Source organism: Faecalibacterium hominis (ex Afrizal et al. 2022), assembly GCF_049545105.1.
Lineage (GTDB): Bacteria > Bacillota > Clostridia > Oscillospirales > Ruminococcaceae > Faecalibacterium > Faecalibacterium duncaniae.
Window position 1 is genome coordinate 606,407 of sequence record NZ_CP186860.1, and the last position, 26,089, is coordinate 632,495.

The window sequence follows — 26,089 nt, forward strand, 5'->3', positions numbered from 1 at the left end:
ATGCAGCTGCTTTTTGCTTGTATTACTTACTTTTTAGCGGCAGCGGCCTTTTTGCGGGCGGCGCGGCTGGTCTTTTTGGCGGCGGGCTTCTTTGTGGGAGCCTTGGCAGCGGGAGCAGCGGCCTTGACAGGCTCCGCCTTCACCTCTTCGGCCTTAACAGGCTCAGCAGGCTTTTCCTCAGCCTTTGCAGGCTCCTCCACGGGCTTTTCCTCCACAACGGGCTCTTCCTTGACCTCCGGCTTTGCCTCCTCTGCAGGAGCGCTCTCGACCACAGGTGCAGTCTCTACAACGGGCTCCTCTGCCTTCTTGGCAGGGGCACGCTTTGCACGATCCTTCACCTCGGAAATGGTCCACAGCTGGTCATCGCCTGCGGCCTCCTGCCAGATCTGCAGGATAGCACCATCGTTGGCACCCATGCCCACGGTATCGATGCACTTGCCGCTGGCCCAGGAAGAGCGCAGACGGACGGTACCGGCGGGGGTGGGCTCCACGGCCCACATCTGGGAAGTGCCGCCCACATCCTCCCACAGGTGCAGCCAGGTGCCGTTGGCGGTGCCGGTCATCATCAGGTCGATCAGCTTGCCGGATGCGCGGTTGCGGATGCGGTACACGCCGTCACCCTCGCGCACAAAGGCCCACTCCTGCTCGGGCTTGTGCTCGTACTTGCCCAGGCGGATATCGCCGCCGTTGGTGGCCTTCTCCACGGCCTGAATGACACTGCCGCCCTTGGCAGCGATGGTATAGAAGCGATCTGCCTCGATCACGGTCTGCGCTACAGTTTTCATGTAAATCCCTCCAAGTTTGTTTCTTTTGAGCCAATCATTTTCGTTTTACAGGTAAATTATACCACCTGCTGTTATTTTTTACAAGGATTTCGCCATTTCTTTAGCACTATTCACAAAAGGGCCCCGCTTTTCAGCCCGTTTTGCACCGTTTGCGAAAACTTTTCGCCCCGTTTCTCCCCATAAAGCAGCAGCACCCCGCCATTTCTGGTGAGGTGCTGCTGTCGTTTTGGAAAACATCAAGAGGGTTCTGGCAGAGCTCCCTTACTGCTTTGCCTGACTGGGATGCGGCTGCACAGGCATTTTAGTAAACAGCGCTTTCAGGACCAGCGGAGTGGCCACACTGGACACGACGATGAGCAGGATGACGGCGGTGAAGTAAACGGAATCCACCACGCCGATGTCCAGGCCCTTCTGGGCCACGATCAGGGCCACCTCGCCGCGGGTCATCATGCCAACACCCACCTTGAGGGAATCACCCCAGCTGAACCTGCAGACCTTGGCCGCCAGCCCGCAGCCGATGATCTTGGTGATCAGGGCCACCACCACGAAGCACACGCTGAACAGCAGGATCTCCGGGGTCAGGCCGCTGATATCTGTCTTCAGGCCGATGCTGGCGAAGAAGATGGGAGCAAACAGCACATAGTTGCTGATGTCCACCCGGCGCTCCACATAGGGGGCATCCTCCAGAGTGCACAGGACGATGCCCGCGATGTAGGCACCGGTGATGTCTGCAATGCCGAAGTAAGCCTCAGCAATGTAGGCCATGGCAAAGCAGAACGCCATACTGACGATGGTGATGCGCTGGGTGTGAGGGTTGCGCTTGTCCAGCCACTTCATGGCGTAATGGGCAATGAGGCCCACGCCGATGGCGGTGGCGAAAAACAGCACGGTGTTCATCAGCACCTTGCCCAGCCCCGTACCGGTACCGGAGCTTGCTCCCAGCACACAGGTCAGCACCACGATGCCGATGACATCATCGATGACAGCGGCGCTGACGATGGTGGTGCCAAGGAAGCTCTTCAGGTGGCCCAGCTCCTGCAGGGTGGCCACGGTGATGGACACACTGGTGGCGGTCATAATGGTACCGATGAAGAGAGCACGGTAGAACTCCTGGCTGCCCAACGCCGAGAAGCCGTAGAACAGACTATAAAGGAGCGTGCCCCCTGCCAGCGGCACCGCCACGCCCACACAGGCGATCAGTGTTGCGATGGGGCCTGCCTTGATCAGCTCCTTCAGATTGGTGCCAAGGCCCGTGGAGAACATCAGCAGCACCACGCCGATCTCCGCAAAGATAGAAATGGTATCGCTGATATGCACAAGGTTCAGCAGGCAGGGCCCAATGATCAGGCCCGCAATGATCTCGCCCACCACCTGCGGTGCCTTGAACTTGCGGGCCACCAGCCCGAAGAACTTGGCACTGAGGATGATGATGGCAAGGTTCCGAAAAACAGAATACATAAATTTGTCTTCCTCCGTTCTATTTCTTTATACAGGGCGGCCGGCCGCGCCCGCCATCCTATTTCTTTATTATATCGCCGCTCATTGCCAAAATCAAAATGATTCTCAATTTTTCTCGTTAAAAAAACAGACAAAGTTCACCAAAGCTTCAGCACAAATTTTTGTGCGGATTTTTGGCCTGCAGGGCTTGACAAAACAGCAGGGACTTGCTATAATAAATTGCTGTCTGAACAGACACGCCACACACGGCAGGCGATGCCGCATGTCGTGTGTACCCTTGGCCTCATAACCTTGAGGCCCTTAAGTCCAAAAGGAGGTGCTACAAAATGGCAAAGTACGAAACCATGCTGATTACCAGCGCCGCTCTCGACGAGGAGGCTACCGCCGCTCTGGTTGGTAAGTTCAAGACCCTGATCGAGAACAACGGTACGATCGATTCCATCGACGAGTGGGGCAAGCGCCGTCTGGCCTACCCCATCAACGACGAGGAGGAAGGCGTTTACACTGTGATCAACTTCACCAGCGAGCCCAGCTTCCCCGCTGAGCTGGACCGTGTGTACAAGATCACTGAAGGTGTTATGCGCAGCCTGATCGTTGCCCACGAGGAGTAATCTTTTCGTGACAGAAAGGGAGACCGTAAAATGTTGAATGTTGTTGCTATCATGGGCCGTCTTGTGGCGGATCCTGAACTCCGCACCACGCCCCAGGGCACCAATGTGTGCAGCTTCCGCATTGCCTGCGACCGCAATTTTGTGCGTCAGGGTGAGCAGCGTCAGGCTGACTTCATTGATATCGTTGCCTGGCGTTCTCAGGCCGAGTTTGTTTCTAAGTATTTCCAGAAAGGCAGTCTGATCGCCATCGAAGGCTCTCTTCAGACCCGCCAGTATCAGGATAAGAACGGCAACAATCGCACGGCTGTGGAAGTCGTAGCCAACAACATTAGCTTTGCAGGCCCCAAGAGCAGCAATCAGGGCGGTGGAGCAAATTACCAGAATTCTGCTCCCGCCTACCAGAACGCAGCCCCTGCCCGTCCGGCTGCTGTGGAGGCAGCTCCCAGCTATTCCGCCGGCAGTGCAGATGATTTTGCTGTCATTGATGACAGTGATGACCTGCCGTTCTGATTTCGTAACGGTCTGACCGTTCAATTCTTATAGGAGGTAATAAGCAATGGCTTTTGAAAGAACCGAAGGCTCTCGCCCCGCACGCCCCATGCGTCGCGGCCGCAAGAAGGTTTGCAGCTTCTGTGTCGATCGCATCGACACCATCGATTACAAGGACGTGCCCCGTCTGCGTAAGTACGTCTCTGAGCGTGCTAAGATCATTCCCCGCCGTGTGACCGGCACCTGCGCTTATCATCAGCGCGCACTGACCACCGCCATCAAGCGTGCTCGTCACGTTGCTCTGATGCCCTACGTCAGCGACTAATCAGAACTTTATCAACCCATTCAAAATAATCAGCAATCAGCAAAGCGCTTTCACCGATGACAAGGTGAAAGCGCTTTTTTTGTTGTGTCTTTCGTTTGTGCAGTGCTCCCGACACTCAGTAGTCTGCCTGTTTCTTTTTGCTGCATTCTGGGAACATCTTATGGAACCGTTCCCGCAGTTTCCGGGCAGATCTCTCTCATCCATAAAATTGCATCATCCGGTCAAAAAGTTACAAACCGGTACGGTTTTCCCGGCATTTTATGATTTGTTACCGGGAATTCCTGAAATCAGCCGGTGTTTTGATGTGTTGGCAGATCAATCTGCACAAATGCAAGTTGATTCTTTGTACACCTTTTACGAAAGTGTATTCACATGATTGATTTTTTGCACAGAATGTGCCATAATACAGTCACTGGAAACGTTCCCGACACCGTTCCCGAAAATCCAACCGAAAGCGAGGGCACGCGATATGACGATCAAGGACATTGCCCGCATCAGCGGCTGTTCTGTCAGCACCATTTCGCGTGTCATCAATGACCGGCCGGATGTCCGGCCCGAGACCAAGGAGCATGTGCTCAAGGTCATGCGGGAGGCAGGCTTTACCCCCAACACCAACGCGCGGCAGCTGAAGATCCAGCAATCCCGCAGCCTGGTGTTCGTGGTCAAGGGGACCCGGAACATCTTCTTTTCCGACTTCCTCGTTCAGCTGCAGCGGGCCGCTACCCTGTATGGGTACAACGGCATCGTCTCCTACCTGGACGAGAACGCCAACGAGATCGATGCTGCCGAGAAGATCCTGCGGGAGATCAAGCCCAAGGGCATGATCTTTCTGGGCGGCAGTGTCACGAACTTCCAGAACGGCTTTGCTAACATCTCCGTTCCCTCCGTGCTGGCTACGCTGGTCTCCAATGAATTGGACTTCCCCAACCTCTCGATGGTGGGTGTGGATGACCGGGCCGCAGCAAAAGCGGCAGTCTCCCATCTCATCGCACAGGGTCACCGCAAGATCGCGGTGCTGGGCGGCCCGGCCACCAGCTTTCCCAGCCGGATGCGCCGTTTGGGTGCGCAGGATGCCATGGAGGACGCAGGGCTTGTCCTTGACGATAAGCTCTATGGCCTGTCCAACTACGATTTCGAGTCCGCCTACCACGCCATGAACAGTCTGCTGGCCCGCCGGGCCGAATTCACTGCCTTGTTTGCCATGAGCGATGTGATCGCCTTTGGTGCCATCCGGGCGCTGGTAAGCGCAGGGTTGCGGGTGCCGGAGGATGTCTCAGTGATCGGTTTTGATGGCATCACGATGTCCCGCTACTGCGTGCCGGTGATGACCACCATCGTCCAGCCCAGTGAACAGATTGCACTGCAGAGCATCGAGCTGCTGGTGCGGCAGATCGAACACGGAGCCCCGGCCCAGACCGTCACGCTCCAGCCGGAATTGCAGCAGGGCGAAAGCGTTTGCCCCTGCCGCCGGAACTATTCAGTCTAACTTCCGTCCTCATGCTGTGGACGGTGGCAGATATTAACCAAAAGAAGAAGGAGTACTACTATGAAAAAGATGATCTCTCGTCGTAACTTTCTGAAGGTCGCAGGCGCTTCTACCGCTGCTCTGGGCCTGGCTGCCTGTGGTGGTTCGTCCAGCTCCACCGCTTCCTCCACTGCCAGCTCTGCTGCCGGTTCTGAGACCGCTGCAAAGGCTGACGGCAAGGTCTACTACCTGAACTTCAAGCCTGAGCAGGATCAGGCTTGGCAGGACCTGGCTGCTGCGTACACCAAGGAGACCGGCGTGCCTGTGACCGTTGTGACCGCTGCTTCCGGTCAGTATGAGACCACCCTGATGAGCGAGATGGAGAAGAGCGAGGCTCCTACCCTGTTCCAGGTCAACGGCCCTGTGGGTCTGGCCAACTGGAAGGATTACTGCTACGACCTGTCCGGCAGCAAGCTGTACGGCGAACTGACCAGCGACTCCTTCGCCCTGAAGGATGGCGACGCTGTCACCAGCATTGCATACGTCATTGAGACCTACGGCATCATCTACAACAAGGAGCTGCTGACTGCCGCCGGTTACACCCAGGACGACATCAAGGGCTTTGACGATCTGAAGAAGGTCGCCGATGATATCCAGGCACGCAAGGCTGAGCTGGGCGTGGATGGTGCTTTCACTTCCGCCGGCATGGATGCCTCTTCTGACTGGCGTTTCAAGACTCATCTGGCAAACCTGCCCATCTACTACGAGTACAAGGCAGACGGCATCAGCTCCACCGACGCTATCAAGGGCACCTACCTCGACAACTACAAGCAGATCTGGGATCTGTACATCACCGATTCCACCTGCGATCCCACGCTGCTGGCTTCCAAGACCGGCAACGATGCCGTGGCAGAGTTTGTTGGTAAAAAGGCTGTCTTCTATCAGAACGGCACCTGGGCTTACAGCGACGTGAAGGATCTGGGCGACGACAACCTGGGTATGCTGCCCATCTACATCGGCGCTGAGGGCGAGGAGAACCAGGGCCTGTGCACCGGTTCCGAGAACTTCTGGTGCGTGAACAACACCTCTTCTGACGAGGACATTCAGGCCACTCTGGACTTCCTGTACTGGTGTGTCACCTCCGAGACCGGCACCAGCGCAATGGCTGATGATATGGGCTTTGTCATCCCCTTCAAGGCTGCAAAGGATTCCACCAACCCCCTGATCGCCATTGCAAACGACTACGTTGCAGCTGGCAAGACCAGTGTTGACTGGTGCTTCTCCACCATGCCTTCCGAGGAGTGGAAGAACGGCGTTGGTTCCGCTCTGACCGCTTACGCAGCAGGCACCGGCGATTGGAACGCCGTTGTCACTGCCTTCGTTGATGGCTGGGCCAAGGAGTACAAGCTGGCTAACGGCTAAGCGATTCTGACTTTCCCCTTTTATTTGTGTAAACCGTAATGGGAGGCGGGCGAGCTGTTCGCCCGCCTCCCTTTGTTTTGGAGGTATATCATGCAAAAGGCCATCAGCAAATATTGGCCGGTGTTCGTGCTTCCTACGCTGATCGCGTTCATCATCGGCTTTATCTGGCCCTTTATCTGGGGCATCTTCCTTTCCTTCCAGCGCTTCACCACCGTGAGCAAGACCACCTTTGTGGGCATCCAGAACTATATCTCCGTGTTCCAGGATTCCACCTTCCTGCACGCTTTCGGCTTTACGGCAGCGTTCACTGTGGTCTCCACCGTGCTCATCAATGTCTGCGCCTTTGCCATTGCAATCGTGCTGACCCGCGGCATCAAGGGCACCAACATCTTCCGTACCGTCTACTTTATGCCCAACCTGATCGGCGGCATCCTGCTGGGCTACATCTGGCAGATCCTGCTCAACGGCGTGCTGGCAAACCTGCAAAAGCCCCTGCTGGCACTGGATGCCAAGGCCGGTTTCGTCGGTCTGGTCATTCTGATGTGCTGGCAGCAGATCGGTTATATGATGATCATCTACGTTGCCGGTCTGCAGAGCGTGCCCGGTGACCTGATCGAGGCTGCCAAGATCGACGGTGCTTCTGACCGCGAGATCCTGTTCAAGATCAAGCTGCCCATGGTCATGCCCAGCATCACCATCTGCACCTTCCTGACCCTGACCAACAGCTTTAAGCTGTTCGACCAGAACGTTGCCCTGACCGCAGGCGAACCTGCCAACGCCAGTGAAATGCTGGCCCTGAACATCTACAACACCTTCTATGGCCGCTCCGGTGCTCAGTGGAAGGGCATCGGCCAGGCAAAGGCTGTGGTGTTCTTCCTGATCGTTGTGGTCATCTCTCTGGTGCAGCTCCACTTCACCCGTTCTAAGGAGGTCCAGCAGTAATGATTAAACAGAAAAAGTTGTGGGATAACATTCTCACCGGCATCATGGCCCTGCTTTGCCTGCTGTGGATCTACCCCATCGTCCTGATCCTGCTGAACAGCCTGAAAAAAGAGGGTACCTTTACCACCTCTACCGTGTTCCAGCTACCCACCAGTGAGAGCTTTGCAGGCCTTTCCAACTACGTCTACGGCGTGATCAAAATGGGCTTCCTTTCCAGTTTGGGCTACAGCCTTGTCATTACCGTTTCCAGTGTGGCCCTCATCCTGCTGTGCTGCTCCATGACAGGCTGGTACCTGACCCGGGTGAACAACAAGCTCAGCAAGTTTATGAACCTGCTCATCGTGTTCTCGATGGTCGTCCCCTTCCAGATGGTCATGTTCACTCTGTCCAAGACCGCAGATACCCTCAAACTGAACACCCCCTGGAACATCTGCATCATCTACCTGGGCTTTGGTGCCGGTCTGGCCGTGTTCATGTTCACTGGCTTTATGAAGAGCGTTCCCATGGAAATTGAGGAGGCCGCCATGATCGATGGCTGCAACCCCATCCAGATCTTCTTCAAGATCGTATTCCCCATCCTGAAGCCTACCATGATCTCCACCGCCATTCTGGAAACCATGTGGGTCTGGAACGACTACCTGCTGCCCACCCTGGTGCTGGATATCAAGAAATACCGCACCATCCCCATGGCCATCCAGTATTTCCGCGGCGGCTATGGCCGTGTGGAGCTGGCCCCCATGATGGCCTGCATCATCATCGCCATTATCCCCATCATCATCCTGTACATGACCTGCCAGAAATACATCATTGAGGGTGTTGTTGCAGGCGCTGTCAAGGGTTAAGGAGGAGTTCACCATGCGAGCATGCGGCATTCTGATGCCCGTTTTTAGTCTGCCGGGGCCTTTTGGCATCGGCACGCTGGGGGAAGAAGCCTTTGCGTTCGTGGATTTTCTGGCCCGTGCAAAGCAGACCTATTGGCAGATCCTGCCCATTGGCCCCACCGGCTACGGTGACAGCCCCTACCAGAGCTTTTCCGCCTTTGCCGGGAACCCCTACTTTATCGATTTCCGTGTCCTGCACGAGCAGGGCTATCTGACCGCTGATGAGATTCCCGCTGAGGTTCCGGTTGGCCCGGTGGACTACGGCGTGCTCTACCAGCAGCGCCCGGTGGTGCTGCAAAAGGCCGCTGACCGTCTGCTGGCTGCAGCCAGCGTGGAGTACAAAGACTTCTGCACGGCACAGAGCTTCTGGCTGGACGATTACGCCCTGTTCATGGCCGTCAAGGCCGAACAGGGACAGGCAGGCCTGTGTGACTGGCCGGATGACCTGCGCACCCGCCAGCCCGCTGCCGTAGCCGCTGCCAGGGAGCGTCTAGCCGGGCAGGTAGATTATTTCAAGGCGGTGCAGTTCTTCTTCTACACCCAGTGGAACGCCCTGAAAGCCTATGCCAACAGCAAGGGCATCCAGCTGGTGGGAGATATCCCCATCTACGTCAGCCCAGATTCCAGCGATCTGTGGACGCGGCCGGAGCTCTTCCAGACCGACGGCCAGACCCACCTGACGCAGGTGGCAGGCTGTCCCCCGGATGCCTTTGCGGCAGACGGTCAGCTCTGGGGCAACCCGCTCTACGACTGGCCCCGCCACAAGGCCGAGGATTTCGCCTGGTGGAAGCGCCGGATGCAGCACGCTACTTCGATTTATGATGTCGTGCGCATCGACCACTTCCGTGGTTTTGAGAGCTACTACGCCATCCCTGCCGGAAACAAGACAGCGGCAGGCGGCCACTGGGAAAAGGGGCCGGATCGTGCTTTCATCAATGCCATCCACGAGACCCTGGGCCAGGGCGGCATCATTGCGGAGGATCTGGGATACCTGACCCCTGAGGTCAAGACCATGCTGGCTGCCAGCGGCTATCCGGGCATGAAGATCATGCAGTTTGCCTTTGACAGCCGGGAACCGGGCAACTATCTTCCCTACACCTACCCTCACAACAGCGTGGTCTACACCGGCACCCATGACAATGTGACCACCGAAGGCTGGCGGCAGTCTGCCAGCCCCGAGGATGTCCACTATGCCTGCCGTTACCTGCGCTGTCTGCCCGAGGATCTGACAGAGGCCATGATCTGCGCCTGCCTTGCCAGTGTTTCGGATATGGCCATCATCCCCATGGCCGACTGGCTGCATCTGGGCGCGGAGGCCCGCATCAACACCCCCAGCACCCAGGGAGCCAACTGGCAGTGGCGGCTGGATACCCCGCTTACCAGTCTGCTGGCCGAGCACATTGCCGATCTGACAGCACTGTATGACCGGGCTCCGGCTGTGGCAGACCGCTAAAACGTTCCTTCTTCTTTTCTCCCCATACAAAGACGGCAGGCCCTAGCCCCCTCCTTTCCGGAGGAACTGGTGCCCGCCGTCTCTTTTTTGCATTATTTTCAATTTTCACACAACATTTTTTCGCCGCATCCCGCGCAGGACGTTCCACATATTTCCGCGCAGAACCGTTTCTTTTTTACAAAACGGCCACAGTATCTTCACAATTCTTTCGCATTTTGGGTTTCATCGCTCTCTTGTTGTTTTTGGGCAATTATGCTATAATCCAATTAGCTTCATATCCGCCTTTGCGCGGATTTTACGAACGAAAGGAGTTTTCCACCATGGAATTTACCTATCAGAGCACGATGCAGCTGCCCGCGTCCTATGCGGTTCTCTCCGAAGATGAAATGGTCTACACCGTTGGCGGCGCTTTTGAGCTGAATATCAACGCGCAGGATGTCCTGAATTTCACCGTTAATGTCGGTGTCAACCTGGTACGTATGCTGGGTCAGGCTGCCATCAGCAACACCATTGCCGGTATCATTGACATGCGGAACGATGGTCTGACCACGATGGGTGCCATTGAGCATTACTGGGGCCGCCAGACTCCCGTGGGCAAGACCATGACTGTGGTTGCTGCCGGTTTTGCAGGCGTTTATGTCTACTACTGGGCTAGGTCTGCTATTGAAAGCTTCCTGTCCATCTACAACGATATGCGGAATATCTACAACGAGAGCGAAGCCAAAAATCAAGCACAGGCCGCAGGTACAGCAGCTCTGGCCGCCTGAGTAAATCTTTGAAAGGAGCCTTTTATGGAAAACTTGCGTATGCCTGCATCTTATGCAACGCTTCCGGAAGAAGAGCTGCCGGAGATTTTTGGCGGCGGAGAACTGGGAGATGCATTGGACAGCTTTACGGATAACCTCCACCTGGACGATTTCTTCTTTCAGGGGGGGATCCTCTCCATCTCCATCTCGTTTGTGCCTCTGCTCCTGTTCAATGTTGTTGTTTCCGGCTACCGGTTTGTAGAGAACATTTACAAGAATCTGTCCAACTGGTTCGGTTATCACGATGATACCTTCTCTGCCGTTTCTAGTTTCACGGATGAAATGCGCCAGAAACAGCAGCAACGCGGTATCTGAGTCCTTTTCCCTAATGTAAAACGCCGATTGGAAGTCATCTTCCAGTCGGCGTTTGTTGTATAATGAAAAGGGGCTATTTTGCAACAGCCCCCCTTTTTTAGTTTCTATCATTACCCTTCCGCTCCGGAGGCCTACCTTATTGCAGCATTTACCCGGGCAACAAAAATGTAAAAACAAGAATGGGCGAAAAAACATTGACCGCAGCATGGATTACCCAGCCATACAAAATGCTTCCACGGGCTTTTTTTAACGCAAGCCATCCTAAGGCATAGCCTATTCCGCCCGTCAGGGATACGATGAGGAACATGGCGAGGAGGTTCTTGTCTGGCAACGCAGCGATGTGAACCATGCCAAAAATGAGAGCTTGCAGGGCGTTTCCTATGGTTTCTCCCCATTTATTGCACAACCGTTTGCAGAGAAACCCGCGAAAGAGAATTTCTTCCGATAAGGAAGTCTGCACGACAGCCCAGATCAAGATGACAGTAAATGTTTCGATGCTCCACCCGGTTTGTCGAAATGCGTCCACTGTAAATCCTTGATAATTCAAATTGCCAGATTGATAGAGCCACAGATAGGGTAAAAATAGTACCACTAAAAATCCCACAAGGATACAAAACATGATCTTCAAAGGTGGGGTAGGAGCAGTTTTGAGCCCCAGCCATTTGAAAAAACCGGTGGCCTTTTTCTGTGTCAGAAGATACCACCCAAAAGGAATACTTAGAAAAATCAAAAGCTGTAAAACTGCACTTATGATCTGGTTAAGCAAAATCATACCATTCCTCCGTCATTGGGCTTTGTTTCCTCATCCATCCGGAAAATGCAGCCGGGTGGTCAACGCTATTATACTACGACGTCCATGGAAAGTATACACCGGTTCAAAATTGAATAATTAAGCTTCCATCCTGGATGCTTCCCTGAATTTAGAGGGAGGCATCCATTTTGTTTTCGCTTGGGTCCTGCTGTTATTGTAATAGTTGATATAATCAGCCCTTGGGTTGACGGAAACCGTTTAAACGCTTTATTCAGCATATCTTTAATTTGTGCCATGTTCGGGCTGGTGGAGAGATTGTAAGAAACAATCTCATTTGTGTTCATATTTGCGGAGTTCTTGGACGAGCGCAGCTTTTTCGCCTTGAGTTGCGTTGCGCATCGCTCTTCTCTCAAGGCAATCTCTTTTTTTACGACAGCAATCTCCGCTCTCAGACGCTCATTCTCTGCTCTGAGCCGAATCATTTCTTTGCGCTCTGAAGGGGTCAGTTCTGCTGGTACTATTTGCTTCTTCATAGCAGGCTCCTTGGGCGACCGTCCTTTTCGTTGTGCGGCCAATCCCTGATACCCTTTCATTTTGTATTCATAACTGTATCGCATAAAAATACCCCCAACACTGGATGTCCAGTATTGGGGGTACATATCACCGGAGTGTGAAGCTCTTTTTGTTTGGCCGCTTCCAGATGTTCAAATGACCCGCAGGGCCCCCTGCTCCCGCAGACGGAGCAGATAGCAGCTGCCCGCACCGAACACCTTTTCTATCGCGTCGTGATATTTTGCCGCCAGCGCACCGGGCACAAACGCCTGAATGGTCCCTGCAAAGCCGCCGCCCTGCATCCGCCAGGCTCCCCCCTGCCCCTCCAGCAGAGTCTGACTGAGGGCAAGCGCCACCGAGAGTCCCTGATGCCGTACGTCCGTAGAGCAGTAAACGTTCTGGCACAGGGCAAAAGAGGCGTGTCCGCTTTCCAGAATCAGCTGCAGGAAAGCATTGAAATCCCCGCTGACCAGGGCATTCCGCTGGGCCAATGCGCGGGCATTCTCTTCAAAATAGTGGACTGCACGCAGAACAGCACGATCCCCGCAGGCTTTTCGCAGGCGTGGCAGAGCGGTCCAGAACTCCTGCTCCTTGACCTGCCCCAACACCTTACCGCCCAGACAAGCCGCCACCGATTCCATTTCATACCGGATGGCCGCAAACTCACCGGTCAGCTCGCTGTGACTGCCCCGGGTATCGGTCACGCAAAGGGTCATGTCCGCCGGGAGCAGCCCTGCCGTGTGGATTTTTTCTATCCGGGGCTTCTTTGGGTCGGCAAAATCCGCAAAGATGACCCCGCCCACGGCGCTGGTCAGCTGATCCAACAGGCCGCTGGGTTTTCCGAAATATGTATTTTCCGCATACCGGCAGATCTTCGCCAGCTCCGGCGCAGTCAGGCCACAGCCATATTCCCCGTTCAGGATGGCCGCCATCCCCATCTCAAAAGCCGCCGAGCTGGAAAGCCCGCTGCCCCGGAGCACGTCGCTGGCGGTATAGGCATCGAAGCCACCCACCGTCTTTCCCTGTGCCCGGAAGCCTTCCGCAATGCCCCGAATCAGGCTGGCCGAATGGGTGCTCTCGCCCTGCTGAGGCTCGGCCTCGCTCAGATCAATGACATCCAGCTTGTTGAAGCCCCGGGATTTGACCCGGATAAAGCCATCGTCACTGGGGGATGCCACTGCCACCAGATCCAGCGTCACCGCTGCCGCAAGACCATACCCGTGCTGATGATCGGTGTGGTTGCCGCCCAGCTCCGCCCGGCCCGGAGCCGAGTAAACATGCACCTGCCGCCCGGGGCCATAGTAAAGCTCAAACTGTTCCAGCGCAGCGGCATACCGCTGCCGCTGGCGGGCCAGCACCGCCGGTTCTGTGCCATAGAGCGTGCAGAGCGCTTCGTCCCACTGCCCCGCAAGGATCTCCCGTCTGAGTTGTGCACTGGTCGCCATGGCCGTTCCTCCTCCACAAACGTTCTCCGCAAAGTCCGTGCATGAAGGGTCCATGCACTTGGGTTAGCCTTATTGTACTTCATTCCGCCCTCTTTTGCAATTTGAATCCGCAAAAAATCCAATTTCAGCGCGAAAAACAAAGTTTCGGATGTACTTTTGTTGAATTTGCAGATACAGTTATGATATACTGGGAATAAGAATGCGGTCAACTGGAGGAAACGATCATGGCAGATGTCTACAAGCAGTCCTTCAAGCAGAATTACACCAATAATATTGAATTATCCATCTTCAACTGTGGTCTGGAACGCTGTGCCCCGGGCCAGACCTGGGGCCCCGGTATCCGGGATCACTACCTGATCCATCTGGTGGTCTCGGGCAAGGGCACCTTTGAAGTGGGCGGCAAGACCTTTGAGGTCGTGCCGGGGGATCTGTTCTTTGCCCGGCCCAGTCAGCTCATCCGCTACTCTGCCGATGAGCAGCAGCCCTGGGAGTACAGCTGGGTCGGCTTCAACGGTGCCTGCGCTCACAAACTGGCGGCACAGCTGCCCTTTACCGACACTGCTCCTGTGCACCATACGCAGGACCCGGAGGGAATGCGGGCAGCTCTGACCAACATCTATTCTTCCCGCGGGTTAGAGCCTCAGGATGAGGCTGCCATGGTGGGGTACCTCTACCTGTTCATCTCTGCCCTGATGAAGGAAACCAGCGAGACGCGCCCCCACAATGCTTCCTCCTCCAATCAATATGTACTGAATGCCATCAAATACATCCAGTTCAACTATTCGCACGACATCTCCATCGATGATGTCGCTAAGAGCGTAGGCGTTTCCCGCAGTCATCTGTACCGGGTGTTTATGCTCAATGTGGGCAAGAGCCCCATCGATTATCTGACCGAATACCGCATCAACGAAGCCTGCAAGCTACTGAGGGCCGGCAACCTTTCCATTGCAGAGGTTGCCATCTCGGTGGGCTTCTTTGACCAGTTCTATTTTTCCCGGGTCTTCAAGCGGGCCAAGGGGATGCCGCCCAGCAAATACATTGCCGCCCAGAGCGAAAATGCAGATGCCCCCGCTTCGGAAGAAGCCTGACCCAATCCCATTCCAAAGGAGAATTTCCATGCCCTTACAAAAAAATCAGGTGCTGACCCTGACCATTGAGCGCCTGTCCAACGATGGCAGCGGCGTTGCTCACAGCCCGGACGGTGAGGCTGTGTTCATACCCGGCACCGCCCCCGGTGACGTTGCCGCCATCCGCATCGTTAAAGATTGCGGCCGCTACGCTTTCGGTATTCTAGATGCTATTCAGACTCCCTCGCCTGACCGTATCCCGGTAGATTGTGCAGTGGCCGGCCCCTGCGGTGGCTGCAGCCTGCGGCATCTGGATTATGCCGCTGAGCTGCGCGCTAAGGGCGAAAGCGTTACCGATGCTTTCCGCCGCATTGGCGGGCTGGATGTACCCGTGCTGCCGCCCCTCCCCTCCCCCGAGATCGACCGCTACCGCAATAAGGTTCAATTCCCGGTGGGCCGTGATAAGAACGGCAAGCCCTGCATCGGTTTCTACGCCGGACGCACCCACCGCATTGTTCCCTGCCCCGACTGCAAGCTGCAGCCGGATGTGCTGAACAAGATCGGCAATACCCTCTGCGATTTCTTTGCCGCCCACAACATTCAGCCCTACGATGAGCAGACGGGCAATGGGCTGGTGCGTCATGTGTTTCTGCGCCGGGGTGTCCACAGCGGCCAGATCATGGTCTGTCTGGTCTGCACCCGGGCAAAGCTGCCCCACGCAGAGGAGCTTTGCCGCGCACTGACTGCGCAGTTTTCCGATATCGCTACCATCCTGATCAACGTCAACGCCAGAAACACCAATGTGATCCTGGGCAGCGAGACCCACACCCTGTACGGCCCCGGGTTCATCGAGGATACCCTCTGCGGCGTTCCTGTGCAGCTGGGCCCCTTGTCGTTCTATCAGGTTAACACTCTGGCCGCTGAGCAGCTCTATGGCATTGCCGCAGAATATGCTCAGTTGACCCCGGATGACCTGCTGCTGGATCTCTACTGCGGCATGGGCACCATTGGCCTGTCCATGGCAGACCATTGCCGGGAGCTCATCGGCGTGGAGATCGTGCCTGAGGCCATCGAAAGCGCCAAGGCCAATGCAGCCCGCATGGGCGATGCCATAGCCGCAAAGAGCCGCTTCTTCTGCGCTGATGCCGGTAAGGCGGCTTCTCAGCTCGCCGCCGAGGGACTGCACCCGGATGTTGTGATGCTCGACCCGCCCCGCAAAGGCTGTGACGAAGCAACCCTTTCCGCTGTCGTCACCATGTCCCCCCGCCGGGTGGTCTATGTCAGCTGCAACCCCTCCACCGCTGCCCGGGATGCCAAGTGGTTGGAAGAGCATGGGTATCGGGCCGAAAAGGTGCAGCCCGTGGACCTCTTCCCGAGGACGAAGCATGTGGAAGCGGTTCTCCTTTTGACCAAACTTCATGTCGACCGGCACATCGAGGTGGAAGTGAGCATGGATGAACTGGATGTGACTGCTGCGGAAAGCAAGGCAACTTACAATGAGATTCGGGAGCATGTATGGGAACATCATCAGTTGAGGGTTTCCAATCTCTATATCGCACAGGTAAAACAGAAGTGCGGTATCATCGAGCGGGAGAATTACCACAAGGCCAAAAGCGAAAACGCCAAGCAGCCCAAGTGTCCGAAGGAAAAAGAGGATGCGATTGTGGAAGCGTTGAAGCATTTTAAGATGATCTAACAAGCAATCCCCAGTCTGCACCGACCAGAATCGGTGCAGACTGGGGATTTTTCAATCATCCGTTGGATTCATGATTGCATTCAGATTGTCTATCACGAATTCCTGTGCATTTTCATCGTAGACAACGCACGGATATTCTCCACGTACTCCTGTACGGATTTCAGTAGTGATTCCCATCGCAATGCCACTGGCAGTTGGAACCTTGCGACATTTCCCATCTGAAATTTCTTTCTCCTCCATAAGTCCAACTTTTACCAGCCACGTGGTGATGGTTCGATAAGATACCTTCCGCATTTTCTTTTCGCCCAAAATCTCATTTACTTTATAGCTGATTCCACTGGCAGGTATCGGTGTTTTTGACGGTACATATTGCAGCTTTTCTTCTTCCGTAATGTAAAACGGTTTCTTATCCCTCTCGGACACCTTTTTAGGTTCATGACCATCAAGCTGTTTTCTCAGGACATTGGATACAAAAAACAGGCATCGAGAAATCTTTACGTTATTCACGATGTCCTGTTCTGGAACCGGTGTTCCATCCAGTGGATTCAACCCATTGGCAAGGCTGTCAATACAGTCTTTTGCGCGTTGGAGTTTTTCCTGTTCAGTCATCGAGCACACTCTCCTGCACACTTTACATAATATAGGGTTCTATTATCTTATCAGACAATCAAAATCTTCTGAACTGCATACGGCTTTGCATACTTTATGTAAGCGTCACTCACATAAATTGTTCCATCTTCACGTGGTTCTTTCCACATAGCCGGATATACAACAAGTTTTGCTTCTCGTCCTCGGTGCTTCGCTACAATTTCATCATTCGTAACAGAGAGCGTGCATCCTGATACTCGCAAAATCGATTCCAGTGGGAACAGCAGTGCTTTTTGTTCCTCTACCGTCAACGAATCGGCCAACTTCCCATTTACTCCCCAATCGAGGAGTTCTAATGCCGCAAAACGATCAAGCAGACCATGTACATACTGATTTCGATAATGCTTTAAGCACTTGTGACAAGCATTGCCGCAATCGCAGGAAACTAAAAGCTCACGGATTTGAGTCAATAACATTTCAATGTTGTCTGCTACGCTGACTGCATATCCTGCACCGCTGGATAAACTGTCGTATAGATAAACATCCGCAAACGCCCCGGCATTATTGGTTCGGATTCGATATCCTGTAACAAGCTCTGTAAACTCAACGTCCAACTCTTTGCTCGCCGCCAAACGAAATGCTTCTGCCAGCGATTGAGCCGCCCTCGTCAGCCAAGGATTATCCGTCCGATGAATATCCATCTTCTGTTCATCCAGCTTAATTTCCAATACCAGCATATCCGTGATAAAATCATATCCAATATTGACGTTTCTTGCATTTCTATGGTTGCACGGTTTCCGGGCATATTTCGATTTATAGGGTCGTAAAACTCCATCCAATGTCTTTTCATTGTCACCCGGCATTGCTGCACCACAATCCGGGCATACCATAAATCCCTTGTTTCCAAGTCCCTGATTCACCATAATAATTCGCTGGTTTGTGCGAGAAGCCATCCGGATATTCTTGCAGCCGGAAATCGGTTGGATATCCTCCGCATCCGGAAGTGTCGAATATAGCGGCGGTTGAACCGATGAATATTCCTCTTCCAGTTGTGCATCTGGTACCGCCTCTGCATTTTTAGGTGCAAATCCCCACGGCCGGAGCATTTGTCTTCCTTCCTCCAATGCACGATTTCCGCAGAACGGACAGACATCCGGCCGCTCATCTGCAAGACCAAACCAGCCACAATCCGGGCAAGTCAGAATATTCTTCAAATAATTCGCATCATCCATATAAGCCCTTGCGGGTGTCGCTGCTTGACCATATACCCGATCACTTCCGGGACTATACAGTCCTCCTATCTGATAGGTTTGTTTATCCACAACGATTGAGCGTCCCGGCGCATATTCACTGATTGCAACATCTAATCCACGATCCACCTCATAACGAAGGATTCCATTCATATCGGAAATATAGGTACTGACCACATTTTTTGGAAAAGAGTAGGTTGGTATAATTCCTTCTTCATAAAGTGCATCCAGTAACATTTTCTGTTTGTTCACCGAAGTATTCGGTATTGCTTCAAACTGCTCCGGATGCGTGTTTCGCTTTTCTTTCAGGTTCTTTAGGCTTTCAGCAAATTCATTTCTGAAAGCGTCCATATCCAGTACAGCGTTTGCTGGCACGAGTTCAGATTTTCGTGGTATCTTAAAGTCCTGTAAAAAATCCATAAACTCATCCAGCACTTCATCCAGAAACAGCACCGCAGGCAGTTCGTCCAAGCTTGAGTGCTTTGAGGCAAGGAACTCCTGTAATGCAATCATATTCAAATGCCGTTGCAATAACTTTTTGCTCCGAATGTCAATCCATGGTTGTCTTGGATCGCCACGAAACATCGGAACCGGATTATTGAAATATAGCGTATCGTGCGGTCCATCTTCACAGAAGGTTACAATAGTAGAAAGACTTGCGCCTCGCCGACCTGCACGGCCTGCGCGCTGCTGATAATTTTCTCGCATAGGTGGAACATTTCTCAGTCCAACTGCTACCAGAGAGCCGATATCAATACCGACCTCCATCGTGGTTGTACTGCTAAGAATGTCAATCGGTGTTTCCCCTTCCTGAATCAAATCCTGAAATCTCAATTCATAGTGTTCTGTTTGGCTCCATAAATCCATCCTTTGGTCCTTATGGGAAAGCTGCGCAGTATGCTCCTCCGTATCAATCGCATGGATTTTATTGCCTTTCAACGCATCTACAACAGGTTTTCTCCAAAAATCCAGTGATTGATATTCTTTCTCGTTCAATGCATGAGTTCCTGTAAAACCACAACTCGGACACTTTCCTCGCAGGAGATACGGTGTAATTTCAGAGCATTGTTCACACCGATACCATTTATGTTTTGCATCAAATCGGGGCTTCACCCGTTGAAGATCAACATACAGCCTTCCGTTATCCGGTTGTGCCGAATCCAGGAAGTTATTCTTCAAAACTCTCCGCCAGACATTCAAGTCATTGGAATCATCCGTCCACCCCATGATTCCCTGAACAGTCTTTGTGAAATTCCACTCCTTTGCCAATCCGTAGAAATCATAACTGCGACGTACTTCCAAACGCACCTCATCCGGGATCGTATGTCCCAATGCAGTCGCATCGTCACACACTGAAATCATCCACGCATTAAAGAGTTCAAGAAACTCCTCATCTTCTACGGAGATGCCATTTTCTTCAAGTTCATCAATGCTATCAAATAGTGCCTGCTCTGTTGGCTCAATCCAGCTCGTGGCAGAATCGTAGAGCGTATTATAACCGCCAGAAAACAGCCGAAGCAAATCTTTTTGCATCTGTGTCGGCGCATTTGCAATAGAAAACCGAGGTGTATACTCACGATTTCGGCGAGTGCTGCGCTCATAATTGCTCAATGCAATGTTGCAGTCTGCGCCAAATTTTTCACGTTCCGGTTCATGAAAAATCTGTACATGATGTTGTCCTGCTGCAAGGCAAAAATAATCATAAAGATCGTTCATGGAACGCTCTGTTATGGATTGTTCCATATTGTAAATTGCCAATGCAAAAAGCTGTCGTGCCGCCATGATGTCCGAGGAATCCGACATATCACGCGCCAGCTTTGCCGCACGCTGCCGACTATCCGAGAACAAGAGAACCTTTCGTCCTTCATTTGGCAGACGTTCCGGATCATTATCTTTTCCACATACGGCAGGTTGCTGCTCAAATTGTGTTTTTATCAAGTTGTAAAAAGACTGATTGCCCCGTGTACTAAAAGACGTAAGCTGCGAAGACGACAGCAAGTGTCTGCAATGCGGACACGTTGGAAATGTCAAAATCCGTGGGCGGTTTTTCTGTTCAAAGTTGCAGTAATACAGTTTCCGAAATCCTGTCCTTCCTGCATCTGAATCGTCACGGAAATTGATAAATCCATTCTTGATATCCAGATAACAGGGCCGGATCGCGTTCTTTCCCTGCTTTTCAGGAAGTTCATAATCCTCAGGCGGCAAATAAAGATGAACTTCCTTCATCTGCGAATCCAACACCTGACCGGGATAATGCCACAAATATGTTCTCTGGTGCGTTCCGATTGCATCATCCAGAACATAGCCTTTATAGAACAATGCTCCGCAACGCCGGTCATTATATAGTTCATATACAACACTGTGGCAATGTGGGCACGTTAAATGTCCATCTGCCCAAAATATCTCTCCTAACGTAAGTGTTCCATCCGTATGAGAATGCGGGCAGCCTTCATTTGCACAAGCGTAAACGCCTTTCATTCCCTTAAACAGCATATGCATCCGTGCCGGGAACAAAATTGCACCTTTCTGATTTTTCGCAAGTGGAGCAATTGCCAGAAGAATACTGACGTAATTCAGAGCTTGTTCGTCTTCAATATCTGGAAATGCTTCCTCAGCAAGTTCTGCAAGCGATACAGCATTTCCGCGGCACTTTGAGATAAGCACATGAAATGGCTTATAAAAAATCAAATTATCGTACATCCACTGGCATGCTACCGCCAGATTTTGAAATGGCTCACTCGCACCCTCGACTCCGTTCCAAAAACGGTTCAATTCCCTAAGACAGGCTTCCTCATTTTCTTCAAATGCAGACGTATTTGCACACTGAAATTTATCCAGTGGAATCGTTCTGGCGATTGTTGTATCAATCTGCTCTCTTTCGCCTGTCAGATAACAAAACGGAATCGAATCATCTGCTGCCGTCAATTCATGTGCAAACTCATATACAGAATCCTTATCTGCTTGATCTCGATCTGGCATACTGGCAGTCGTTAAGATGAATTGAACTCGCTCTCTCGTAATTCCAAGTTTGTGGAACAACCGCCGAATCAAAAGCGCAACTTCTCCGCCTGACGAGCCACGGTACATATGAGCTTCATCAATCACGAAGAGTAATTTGTTATTCTTATCTGCGTCAAGCCATTCTTTTGTTTTCTGCCAAATTCCAGCCTCTCTTGGACGAAGAAGCATATACTCCAGCATGGAATAGTTTGTAATAAGAATATCCGGGCAAAACTGCTGCATTTCAAATCGAGTGATCAACTCTGCATCTTCCGGATCTGGGATATGTCGTCCATTATGTAATCCCTCCAAAAAAGTGCGCATATTTGCTTTTGCTGGGATTTTTCCTTCATGCTGTAATGCTTCAAAGAAGGCTTTTTCCGATTCTTTTTGAGGGAACGACATTCGAGCCAATGTCTTTTCAAGCTTTCTGTCTTCACTGGTCACTGGATCATTGCCCGGATAAGGAGTGCGCCCCGTATACATTCCAAATTGAGGGCGGCGCGTACTTTCCCCGCAAACGGAACGAAAAACACTTATAAATTTTCTGTCCGGATCGCCAATCAGCCGCCGCAGCCTACTCACCTGATCTGAAACGAGTGCATTCATAGGGTACATAACAACCGCACGAACTCCTCGCATTGACCATGTATCCGGGCTATTTTTTGCTTCTGCTGCCAATTTTGCCATTAGCGGCCACATAAAACATTCTGTCTTACCAGAGCCGGTACCCGTGGAAACGAACAAATCCTGCCCTTGCACAGCTCCTTCAAGTGCTTGAATTTGATGAACAAAAGGATTCGGATATACACCAATTCCCGCATCTGAGAGTTTTGAAAAGTAAGATTTCATCCAATCCGGGATTTGTGCATTTGCAATACCATTTTTTACACTTTTATAAGCCGGTGATGACTCAATAAAAGGTTTTTGATACAGAAGTCCCTCGTCATCCAAATGCTGTTCCACAGCTGATAGCAGAAGTGGTGACTTTCCAAAATACTGTGCCTTGATATAGTCTTCGAGATCATGGCGAAGCTTCTGATGAATCGAATTTGCTCCGTTTGACATTTTATCATTCCTTTACAAATTGGTATCCAATCGGTTCTAACGCTGTCTTTACTGCGTAGAACACATCTTTCGCAAAAATCCGATTAAAATCGTGCGGCAATTCAATGCAGGAGGTCGGCCAACTGTATAACTTTATAAAATTCAATTCTTCTGCGGGCATCAGATATCGAAGTGCAAGTGTAACAATAGGACCATCTTCATGATAAATTGCTACCGGCAAGGAATCTTTTGCCGCCAAAAGAGCATTCGACACCCTACGGTAGTGATGTCCATTCGTCATCCACGTCGGAAGTTGGCTAACAAAAGATTCTCCTTCTTTTTCTTTATAGAGATAGTAAAATCGATTTTCATTTATGCCCATACGGATGAGAGATACTTCGTGACATTTTTCCTTTTGTCGTTGCCAGTATCCATATTTGAATGGCGGTTCCAACCGCAAAAATTCAACAGATTCATTTTGATGAAACAAGTTCCACTTTGCAGTTCTCATCAAGTGTTCCCATGTTTCAATCAATGTTTTTTCTGGAAGTTGAAACATTCTTTGCGGAGAGTTCATGGATTGCTTTTCCTGTGAAAGCAGATATGTTCCCTGCCCACTAACAAATCGTTTTTCTCCGGGAGCCATTCCTCTTGTAAACAAAATTTGCTCTGCACTCGCACAAGAATATTGGGTCGGAGCCAGTCGGTATGACGTATGATAGAGCGTCCCACCATTGAGCTGAATCGTATAAATTTCCTCCAGCAGATTTTCGTAATTATACCCAAAAGATTTATGGAGGTCATTGAATATGTCACAATAGCTTTCAATGAGTTTTTTCATTCGGGATTTAAAATGGACAACTGAAACAGGCTGTTCATTTTCTTCTACATCCCACAGAGATGCGTATGCCATCTGCCCAAGCATACTATAAATCACACGCATTCGCCATTGCTCAACAGGTTCTGTTGTTCCACGTTCAATCCTATATGCTCTTGCAATAATCGGAATCAAATTGTTTTGCAGTGTCATTCCTCGCCACCGAGATATTCATGCATTATCGTACAAATATTCTTTGAAGCCCTACTTTCATCTTTCTCAAGCTGTTCAATCAAAAGGGTTGCTTTTCCCGCAATAATTGCAAAAGGTAAAAGTCCAAACAAATATCTGTATCCAACCGTGTCAGATGTTTCACCTTTCAACATAGATTCCATATTTGCAAAAATGCTCCAAAGATTTTTCTTTGCCAAAGTACTATATCCGAGACTTGTTAAGAAATTCTTGTGAATTGGCCGTACTTTCGGCATAGGAAGTCTATCAAAATCCGGACTGAGCTCGCTACCAACAAATACCGACGATGGTTTTTTATCTACCAAGAACTCCGTCATCAGCGGCAACACATAATTCGATATTCCCATCGGCTCCACCTGCAAATCTTCTGCATACGGTGACAGCAAAAAGAAGAATTTACCAGAATCAAAAACAGCCGTCGGAAGTTGTTGTGTCCACCCAGCACAGAATGGATTCATAATTGCGACCACATTATCCTCAGATTCCTTGCATTCCTTACAAACCTTTTCCGTATAATCTCCCACACACGATAATATTGCAACAGTTCTACTAAACAGCGTCATCGAGAAAGCTTGTGCAATCGCCAAACCATTTGGACCTGCAAGCAACACCGGCGTTCGATATCTGTATGCCGAATAGAGATAAGCTGCTAGTCCTCTGGTATAGCTTTCCTGAACACCTGCTTCCTTCAAATTATCTGCCAGATACTCTATGACATCGTCTGAATTTTTTAGGACAGCAACTCTATCGTCCATTGATTTACCAGAAGTAAACGATGAAAGTACTGTCACTGAAACCGTCTGTTTTTCGCCTACGCGATTGATCTGCGGCAGAAATGCTTGTGCCGCAATAAAATCAGCTGCATCTTTTTGCGCCTTTGCAATTTTTTCTGCTACTTTTCGTTCTACTTCGGCAGCCAGCTGCTCACGTTCTTCCAGCTTTTCATTTGATTCTTTCAGCTTTTGCTCAACTGCTTCATATTTTTCTGTCAGCTGTTCCAACCGTATTCTTTCGTCCTTTGCCGCATTTTTCCGTTGCATCAATTCATTTTCTACTTTTTGAATTTTCTCAGAATTTTCTTTTTCCCATTCGGTTGTCAATAGTTCTTTACACCGTTTCTCTAATTCGGAATTCTGCTGAATAATGCGGCTCAACATATCATCTTCAATATCCGTAGCCGAAAGATAAGAGCTTGCATCCTGTACAAACTTTTGAATCAGCTCATTCGCTTCATCCTCTGTACAATTGCACTGCATCGCAAGTTCCTGCACGAAATCCTTGTTCGGCAACTCTTGCAAATACGCTGTGATTTGCTGATGCGTTGCATTTGTAATCCCCCGCTGTTTGGATGTTGCCCATGTCAGCCGTTTGCGTAGCAATGTCTTCAAAACATCCATAGAATCCTTGACATTTATTACTTTCGTCGGCATTCCAAAATTCAAAGCCGTGCAAACTTGGCAATCTCCAGCCTGATACAGCATTGAAGCAAACACCTCAAAAACAGGAAGTCTGAAAACATCCTGCTTTAATGAAATGCGATCCATTTTAACATCAAGATCTTTGGGATGGCAATAGATGCCTTCATACTTTTTACCATTCCAATAAGCAAAGAGAACACTCTCGCAGTAAATTTTTTCAGACACTCCCGCAGTCAACTTTTTTATAATTTTCTCAACGGAATCGCATTCCTTAAAAATTATAATTTGCGTTGGCTGAGACGAACTATAGCTGGTCTCAATAAAATCCCGGCTCGGATCTTTTTTATTGGGAATCACATGCCAATCCCAAACACCAACATATCCTTCCGGAAAAGCTCCTGACCTCTGATCGCTGAACAAGTCTCTTTGCGTCGGAAATTCTTCCAGATAATCTCCTGTGATTTCATCATGCTGGATATCCGACAGTCTCTTTAGACGCACATAGCCGTCTGCCCAGAAAACCTTACAAATTGACTTGAACGGATATTTTGCATCCGTTGTATCTGTTCTGTGACTAATTGAGTATTTCTCCAATGCACGATATCTAGTAAGTTCTTTCTCCTCCAAATCCAACTTGTTTTTCAGCTCGTCCTTTTCATTGCGTAACTGAGTAGCATCTTCTGCCATTGCTTGCAAACTTGCTTGAGTTTCCTTCAGTAAGTCTTGAACCTGTTGAATCTTGTTCCGCGCATACTCCTTTTGCGCTTCAAGTTCTTCCTTTAACAGTTTTGTTGTCTGGTCCGTTGGAGTGTCCTCTACTGAATCGGGTTTGTAGGCTCTCTTTGCAATACGTATTGCGATTTTTAATGCGCCAATTTCCTCTGAAGAACGGACAGGTTGTTCTAAGCGAAAATATAAATCCAAATTATCAAAAAACGGGCTGTTTGCAAGCGCAAACACACGTGCGTCATCAGACGGTATTCCTTTCGCTATCAAATTTGCCTGCTCGCCAATAATTTTATCCATCAAGGACTGTATTTTTTCATTCAAAAACTTTGAAATAAATCTCATGGATACATTTTGTACCGTAAGAGTAACTGCTTCCTCATCTGAAATCGTATTGGGGCGAAATCCCGGTTTAATGATGCTAAAGCCATTTGAATTCGTCCGAAAATTTTGTTTCAAGTCTCTCGAACCAATCAATTTACAAATTGATTCAACATCAGTTTTCGATAATCTATTGAGATAATCCAT

General features: G+C 50.9%; 22 protein-coding genes. 13 read left to right on the forward strand and 9 right to left on the reverse strand.

Features of this window, described 5'->3' with window-relative positions:
• Window positions 1–26: 26 nt before the first annotated feature.
• Window positions 27–785, reverse strand: a complete 759-nt coding sequence (locus ACKXGA_RS03050; RefSeq protein ID WP_423730050.1) for an RICIN domain-containing protein — start codon at window positions 783–785, stop codon at window positions 27–29.
• 261 nt (window positions 786–1,046) lie between these two features.
• Window positions 1,047–2,243 (reverse strand): cation:proton antiporter, encoded by a 1,197-nt coding sequence (locus ACKXGA_RS03055; protein ID WP_423730051.1) that lies wholly within the window; start codon window positions 2,241–2,243, stop codon window positions 1,047–1,049.
• A gap of 326 nt (window positions 2,244–2,569) precedes the next feature.
• Between ACKXGA_RS03055 and rpsF the strand changes: the two genes are divergently transcribed.
• From rpsF to ACKXGA_RS03110, 11 genes are all read left to right on the forward strand, one after another.
• Window positions 2,570–2,854 (forward strand): 30S ribosomal protein S6, encoded by a 285-nt coding sequence (gene rpsF / locus ACKXGA_RS03060; protein WP_005933510.1) that lies wholly within the window; start codon window positions 2,570–2,572, stop codon window positions 2,852–2,854.
• 30 nt (window positions 2,855–2,884) lie between these two features.
• A complete protein-coding gene (locus ACKXGA_RS03065; RefSeq protein WP_005933513.1) occupies window positions 2,885–3,364 on the forward strand; it encodes a single-stranded DNA-binding protein in 480 nt (159 codons plus the stop codon).
• A gap of 46 nt (window positions 3,365–3,410) precedes the next feature.
• Window positions 3,411–3,668, forward strand: coding sequence for a 30S ribosomal protein S18 (gene rpsR, locus ACKXGA_RS03070; protein WP_050762800.1), 258 nt, complete (start codon window positions 3,411–3,413; stop codon window positions 3,666–3,668).
• A 160-nt stretch (window positions 3,669–3,828) separates the two neighbouring features.
• Complete coding sequence (locus tag ACKXGA_RS03075; RefSeq protein WP_423730052.1) at window positions 3,829–4,044, forward strand: hypothetical protein; 216 nt, start codon at window positions 3,829–3,831, stop codon at window positions 4,042–4,044.
• A gap of 93 nt (window positions 4,045–4,137) precedes the next feature.
• Window positions 4,138–5,154, forward strand: coding sequence for a LacI family DNA-binding transcriptional regulator (locus tag ACKXGA_RS03080; protein WP_117476108.1), 1,017 nt, complete (start codon window positions 4,138–4,140; stop codon window positions 5,152–5,154).
• A gap of 60 nt (window positions 5,155–5,214) precedes the next feature.
• Window positions 5,215–6,555: an extracellular solute-binding protein gene (locus tag ACKXGA_RS03085; RefSeq protein ID WP_117476107.1), complete on the forward strand. Its 1,341-nt coding sequence runs from the start codon at window positions 5,215–5,217 to the stop codon at window positions 6,553–6,555.
• A 90-nt stretch (window positions 6,556–6,645) separates the two neighbouring features.
• On the forward strand, window positions 6,646–7,497 hold the full coding sequence (locus ACKXGA_RS03090; protein WP_117476106.1) for a carbohydrate ABC transporter permease: 852 nt from the start codon (window positions 6,646–6,648) through the stop codon (window positions 7,495–7,497).
• A complete protein-coding gene (locus ACKXGA_RS03095; RefSeq protein ID WP_423730053.1) occupies window positions 7,497–8,339 on the forward strand; it encodes a carbohydrate ABC transporter permease in 843 nt (280 codons plus the stop codon). Before ACKXGA_RS03090 ends, ACKXGA_RS03095 begins: the two co-directional genes overlap by 1 nt.
• 13 nt (window positions 8,340–8,352) lie before the next feature.
• Window positions 8,353–9,831, forward strand: a complete 1,479-nt coding sequence (gene malQ, locus ACKXGA_RS03100) for a 4-alpha-glucanotransferase (protein ID WP_423730054.1) — start codon at window positions 8,353–8,355, stop codon at window positions 9,829–9,831.
• 320 nt (window positions 9,832–10,151) lie between these two features.
• On the forward strand, window positions 10,152–10,598 hold the full coding sequence (locus ACKXGA_RS03105) for a hypothetical protein (RefSeq protein WP_005933531.1): 447 nt from the start codon (window positions 10,152–10,154) through the stop codon (window positions 10,596–10,598).
• A 24-nt stretch (window positions 10,599–10,622) separates the two neighbouring features.
• Window positions 10,623–10,952, forward strand: a complete 330-nt coding sequence (locus ACKXGA_RS03110; RefSeq protein WP_097771250.1) for a hypothetical protein — start codon at window positions 10,623–10,625, stop codon at window positions 10,950–10,952.
• A gap of 148 nt (window positions 10,953–11,100) precedes the next feature.
• On the opposite strand, the gene ACKXGA_RS03115 is transcribed toward ACKXGA_RS03110, so the two are convergent.
• The 3 genes from ACKXGA_RS03115 to ACKXGA_RS03125 all read right to left on the reverse strand — a co-directional run bounded on the left by ACKXGA_RS03115 (window position 11,101) and on the right by ACKXGA_RS03125 (window position 13,700).
• Window positions 11,101–11,724, reverse strand: a complete 624-nt coding sequence (locus ACKXGA_RS03115; protein ID WP_423730055.1) for a CPBP family intramembrane glutamic endopeptidase — start codon at window positions 11,722–11,724, stop codon at window positions 11,101–11,103.
• A gap of 68 nt (window positions 11,725–11,792) precedes the next feature.
• Window positions 11,793–12,320: a hypothetical protein gene (locus ACKXGA_RS03120; RefSeq protein ID WP_423730056.1), complete on the reverse strand. Its 528-nt coding sequence runs from the start codon at window positions 12,318–12,320 to the stop codon at window positions 11,793–11,795.
• Window positions 12,321–12,407: 87 nt separating this feature from the next.
• The gene (locus tag ACKXGA_RS03125; RefSeq protein WP_423730057.1) at window positions 12,408–13,700 is read right to left on the reverse strand and encodes a galactokinase; all 1,293 of its coding nucleotides are present in this window, start codon (window positions 13,698–13,700) and stop codon (window positions 12,408–12,410) included.
• 224 nt (window positions 13,701–13,924) lie between these two features.
• On the opposite strand from ACKXGA_RS03125, the gene ACKXGA_RS03130 reads away from it, so the two are divergent.
• Entirely contained in the window at window positions 13,925–14,788 is an 864-nt protein-coding gene (locus tag ACKXGA_RS03130) for an AraC family transcriptional regulator (RefSeq protein WP_035394341.1), read from the forward strand.
• A gap of 28 nt (window positions 14,789–14,816) precedes the next feature.
• Window positions 14,817–16,463, forward strand: a complete 1,647-nt coding sequence (gene rlmD, locus ACKXGA_RS03135; RefSeq protein WP_423730058.1) for a 23S rRNA (uracil(1939)-C(5))-methyltransferase RlmD — start codon at window positions 14,817–14,819, stop codon at window positions 16,461–16,463.
• A 51-nt stretch (window positions 16,464–16,514) separates the two neighbouring features.
• Here the strand turns inward: rlmD and ACKXGA_RS03140 are convergent, their stop codons facing one another.
• From ACKXGA_RS03140 to ACKXGA_RS03155, 4 genes are read right to left on the reverse strand one after another with little or no spacing between them, the layout of a single operon-like run.
• On the reverse strand, window positions 16,515–17,072 hold the full coding sequence (locus tag ACKXGA_RS03140; RefSeq protein WP_117476100.1) for a hypothetical protein: 558 nt from the start codon (window positions 17,070–17,072) through the stop codon (window positions 16,515–16,517).
• Window positions 17,073–17,122: 50 nt separating this feature from the next.
• Window positions 17,123–22,369: a DEAD/DEAH box helicase gene (locus ACKXGA_RS03145; protein WP_117476099.1), complete on the reverse strand. Its 5,247-nt coding sequence runs from the start codon at window positions 22,367–22,369 to the stop codon at window positions 17,123–17,125.
• Window positions 22,370–22,373: 4 nt separating this feature from the next.
• Window positions 22,374–23,378 carry a hypothetical protein gene (locus ACKXGA_RS03150; protein ID WP_147322099.1) on the reverse strand — a complete coding sequence of 335 codons (1,005 nt, stop codon included), beginning with the start codon at window positions 23,376–23,378 and terminating at the stop codon, window positions 22,374–22,376.
• Entirely contained in the window at window positions 23,375–26,089 is a 2,715-nt protein-coding gene (locus tag ACKXGA_RS03155) for a hypothetical protein (protein WP_423730059.1), read from the reverse strand. Before ACKXGA_RS03155 ends, ACKXGA_RS03150 begins: the two co-directional genes overlap by 4 nt.

Coding starts and splice junctions, on each gene's coding strand:
- ACKXGA_RS03105 (WP_005933531.1), top strand. CDS start 10,152: ATGGAATTTACCTATCAGAGCACGATGCAGCTGCCCGCGTCCTATGCG.
- ACKXGA_RS03120 (WP_423730056.1), bottom strand. CDS start 12,320: ATGCGATACAGTTATGAATACAAAATGAAAGGGTATCAGGGATTGGCC.
- ACKXGA_RS03055 (WP_423730051.1), bottom strand. CDS start 2,243: ATGTATTCTGTTTTTCGGAACCTTGCCATCATCATCCTCAGTGCCAAG.
- ACKXGA_RS03090 (WP_117476106.1), top strand. CDS start 6,646: ATGCAAAAGGCCATCAGCAAATATTGGCCGGTGTTCGTGCTTCCTACG.
- ACKXGA_RS03075 (WP_423730052.1), top strand. CDS start 3,829: ATGGAACCGTTCCCGCAGTTTCCGGGCAGATCTCTCTCATCCATAAAA.
- ACKXGA_RS03125 (WP_423730057.1), bottom strand. CDS start 13,700: ATGGCGACCAGTGCACAACTCAGACGGGAGATCCTTGCGGGGCAGTGG.
- ACKXGA_RS03110 (WP_097771250.1), top strand. CDS start 10,623: ATGGAAAACTTGCGTATGCCTGCATCTTATGCAACGCTTCCGGAAGAA.
- ACKXGA_RS03140 (WP_117476100.1), bottom strand. CDS start 17,072: ATGACTGAACAGGAAAAACTCCAACGCGCAAAAGACTGTATTGACAGC.
- rlmD (WP_423730058.1), top strand. CDS start 14,817: ATGCCCTTACAAAAAAATCAGGTGCTGACCCTGACCATTGAGCGCCTG.
- ACKXGA_RS03085 (WP_117476107.1), top strand. CDS start 5,215: ATGAAAAAGATGATCTCTCGTCGTAACTTTCTGAAGGTCGCAGGCGCT.
- malQ (WP_423730054.1), top strand. CDS start 8,353: ATGCGAGCATGCGGCATTCTGATGCCCGTTTTTAGTCTGCCGGGGCCT.
- ACKXGA_RS03050 (WP_423730050.1), bottom strand. CDS start 785: ATGAAAACTGTAGCGCAGACCGTGATCGAGGCAGATCGCTTCTATACC.
- ACKXGA_RS03080 (WP_117476108.1), top strand. CDS start 4,138: ATGACGATCAAGGACATTGCCCGCATCAGCGGCTGTTCTGTCAGCACC.
- ACKXGA_RS03145 (WP_117476099.1), bottom strand. CDS start 22,369: ATGTCAAACGGAGCAAATTCGATTCATCAGAAGCTTCGCCATGATCTC.
- ACKXGA_RS03150 (WP_147322099.1), bottom strand. CDS start 23,378: ATGACACTGCAAAACAATTTGATTCCGATTATTGCAAGAGCATATAGG.
- ACKXGA_RS03130 (WP_035394341.1), top strand. CDS start 13,925: ATGGCAGATGTCTACAAGCAGTCCTTCAAGCAGAATTACACCAATAAT.
- ACKXGA_RS03115 (WP_423730055.1), bottom strand. CDS start 11,724: ATGATTTTGCTTAACCAGATCATAAGTGCAGTTTTACAGCTTTTGATT.
- ACKXGA_RS03155 (WP_423730059.1), bottom strand. CDS start 26,089: ATGGATTATCTCAATAGATTATCGAAAACTGATGTTGAATCAATTTGT.
- ACKXGA_RS03095 (WP_423730053.1), top strand. CDS start 7,497: ATGATTAAACAGAAAAAGTTGTGGGATAACATTCTCACCGGCATCATG.
- rpsR (WP_050762800.1), top strand. CDS start 3,411: ATGGCTTTTGAAAGAACCGAAGGCTCTCGCCCCGCACGCCCCATGCGT.
- rpsF (WP_005933510.1), top strand. CDS start 2,570: ATGGCAAAGTACGAAACCATGCTGATTACCAGCGCCGCTCTCGACGAG.
- ACKXGA_RS03065 (WP_005933513.1), top strand. CDS start 2,885: ATGTTGAATGTTGTTGCTATCATGGGCCGTCTTGTGGCGGATCCTGAA.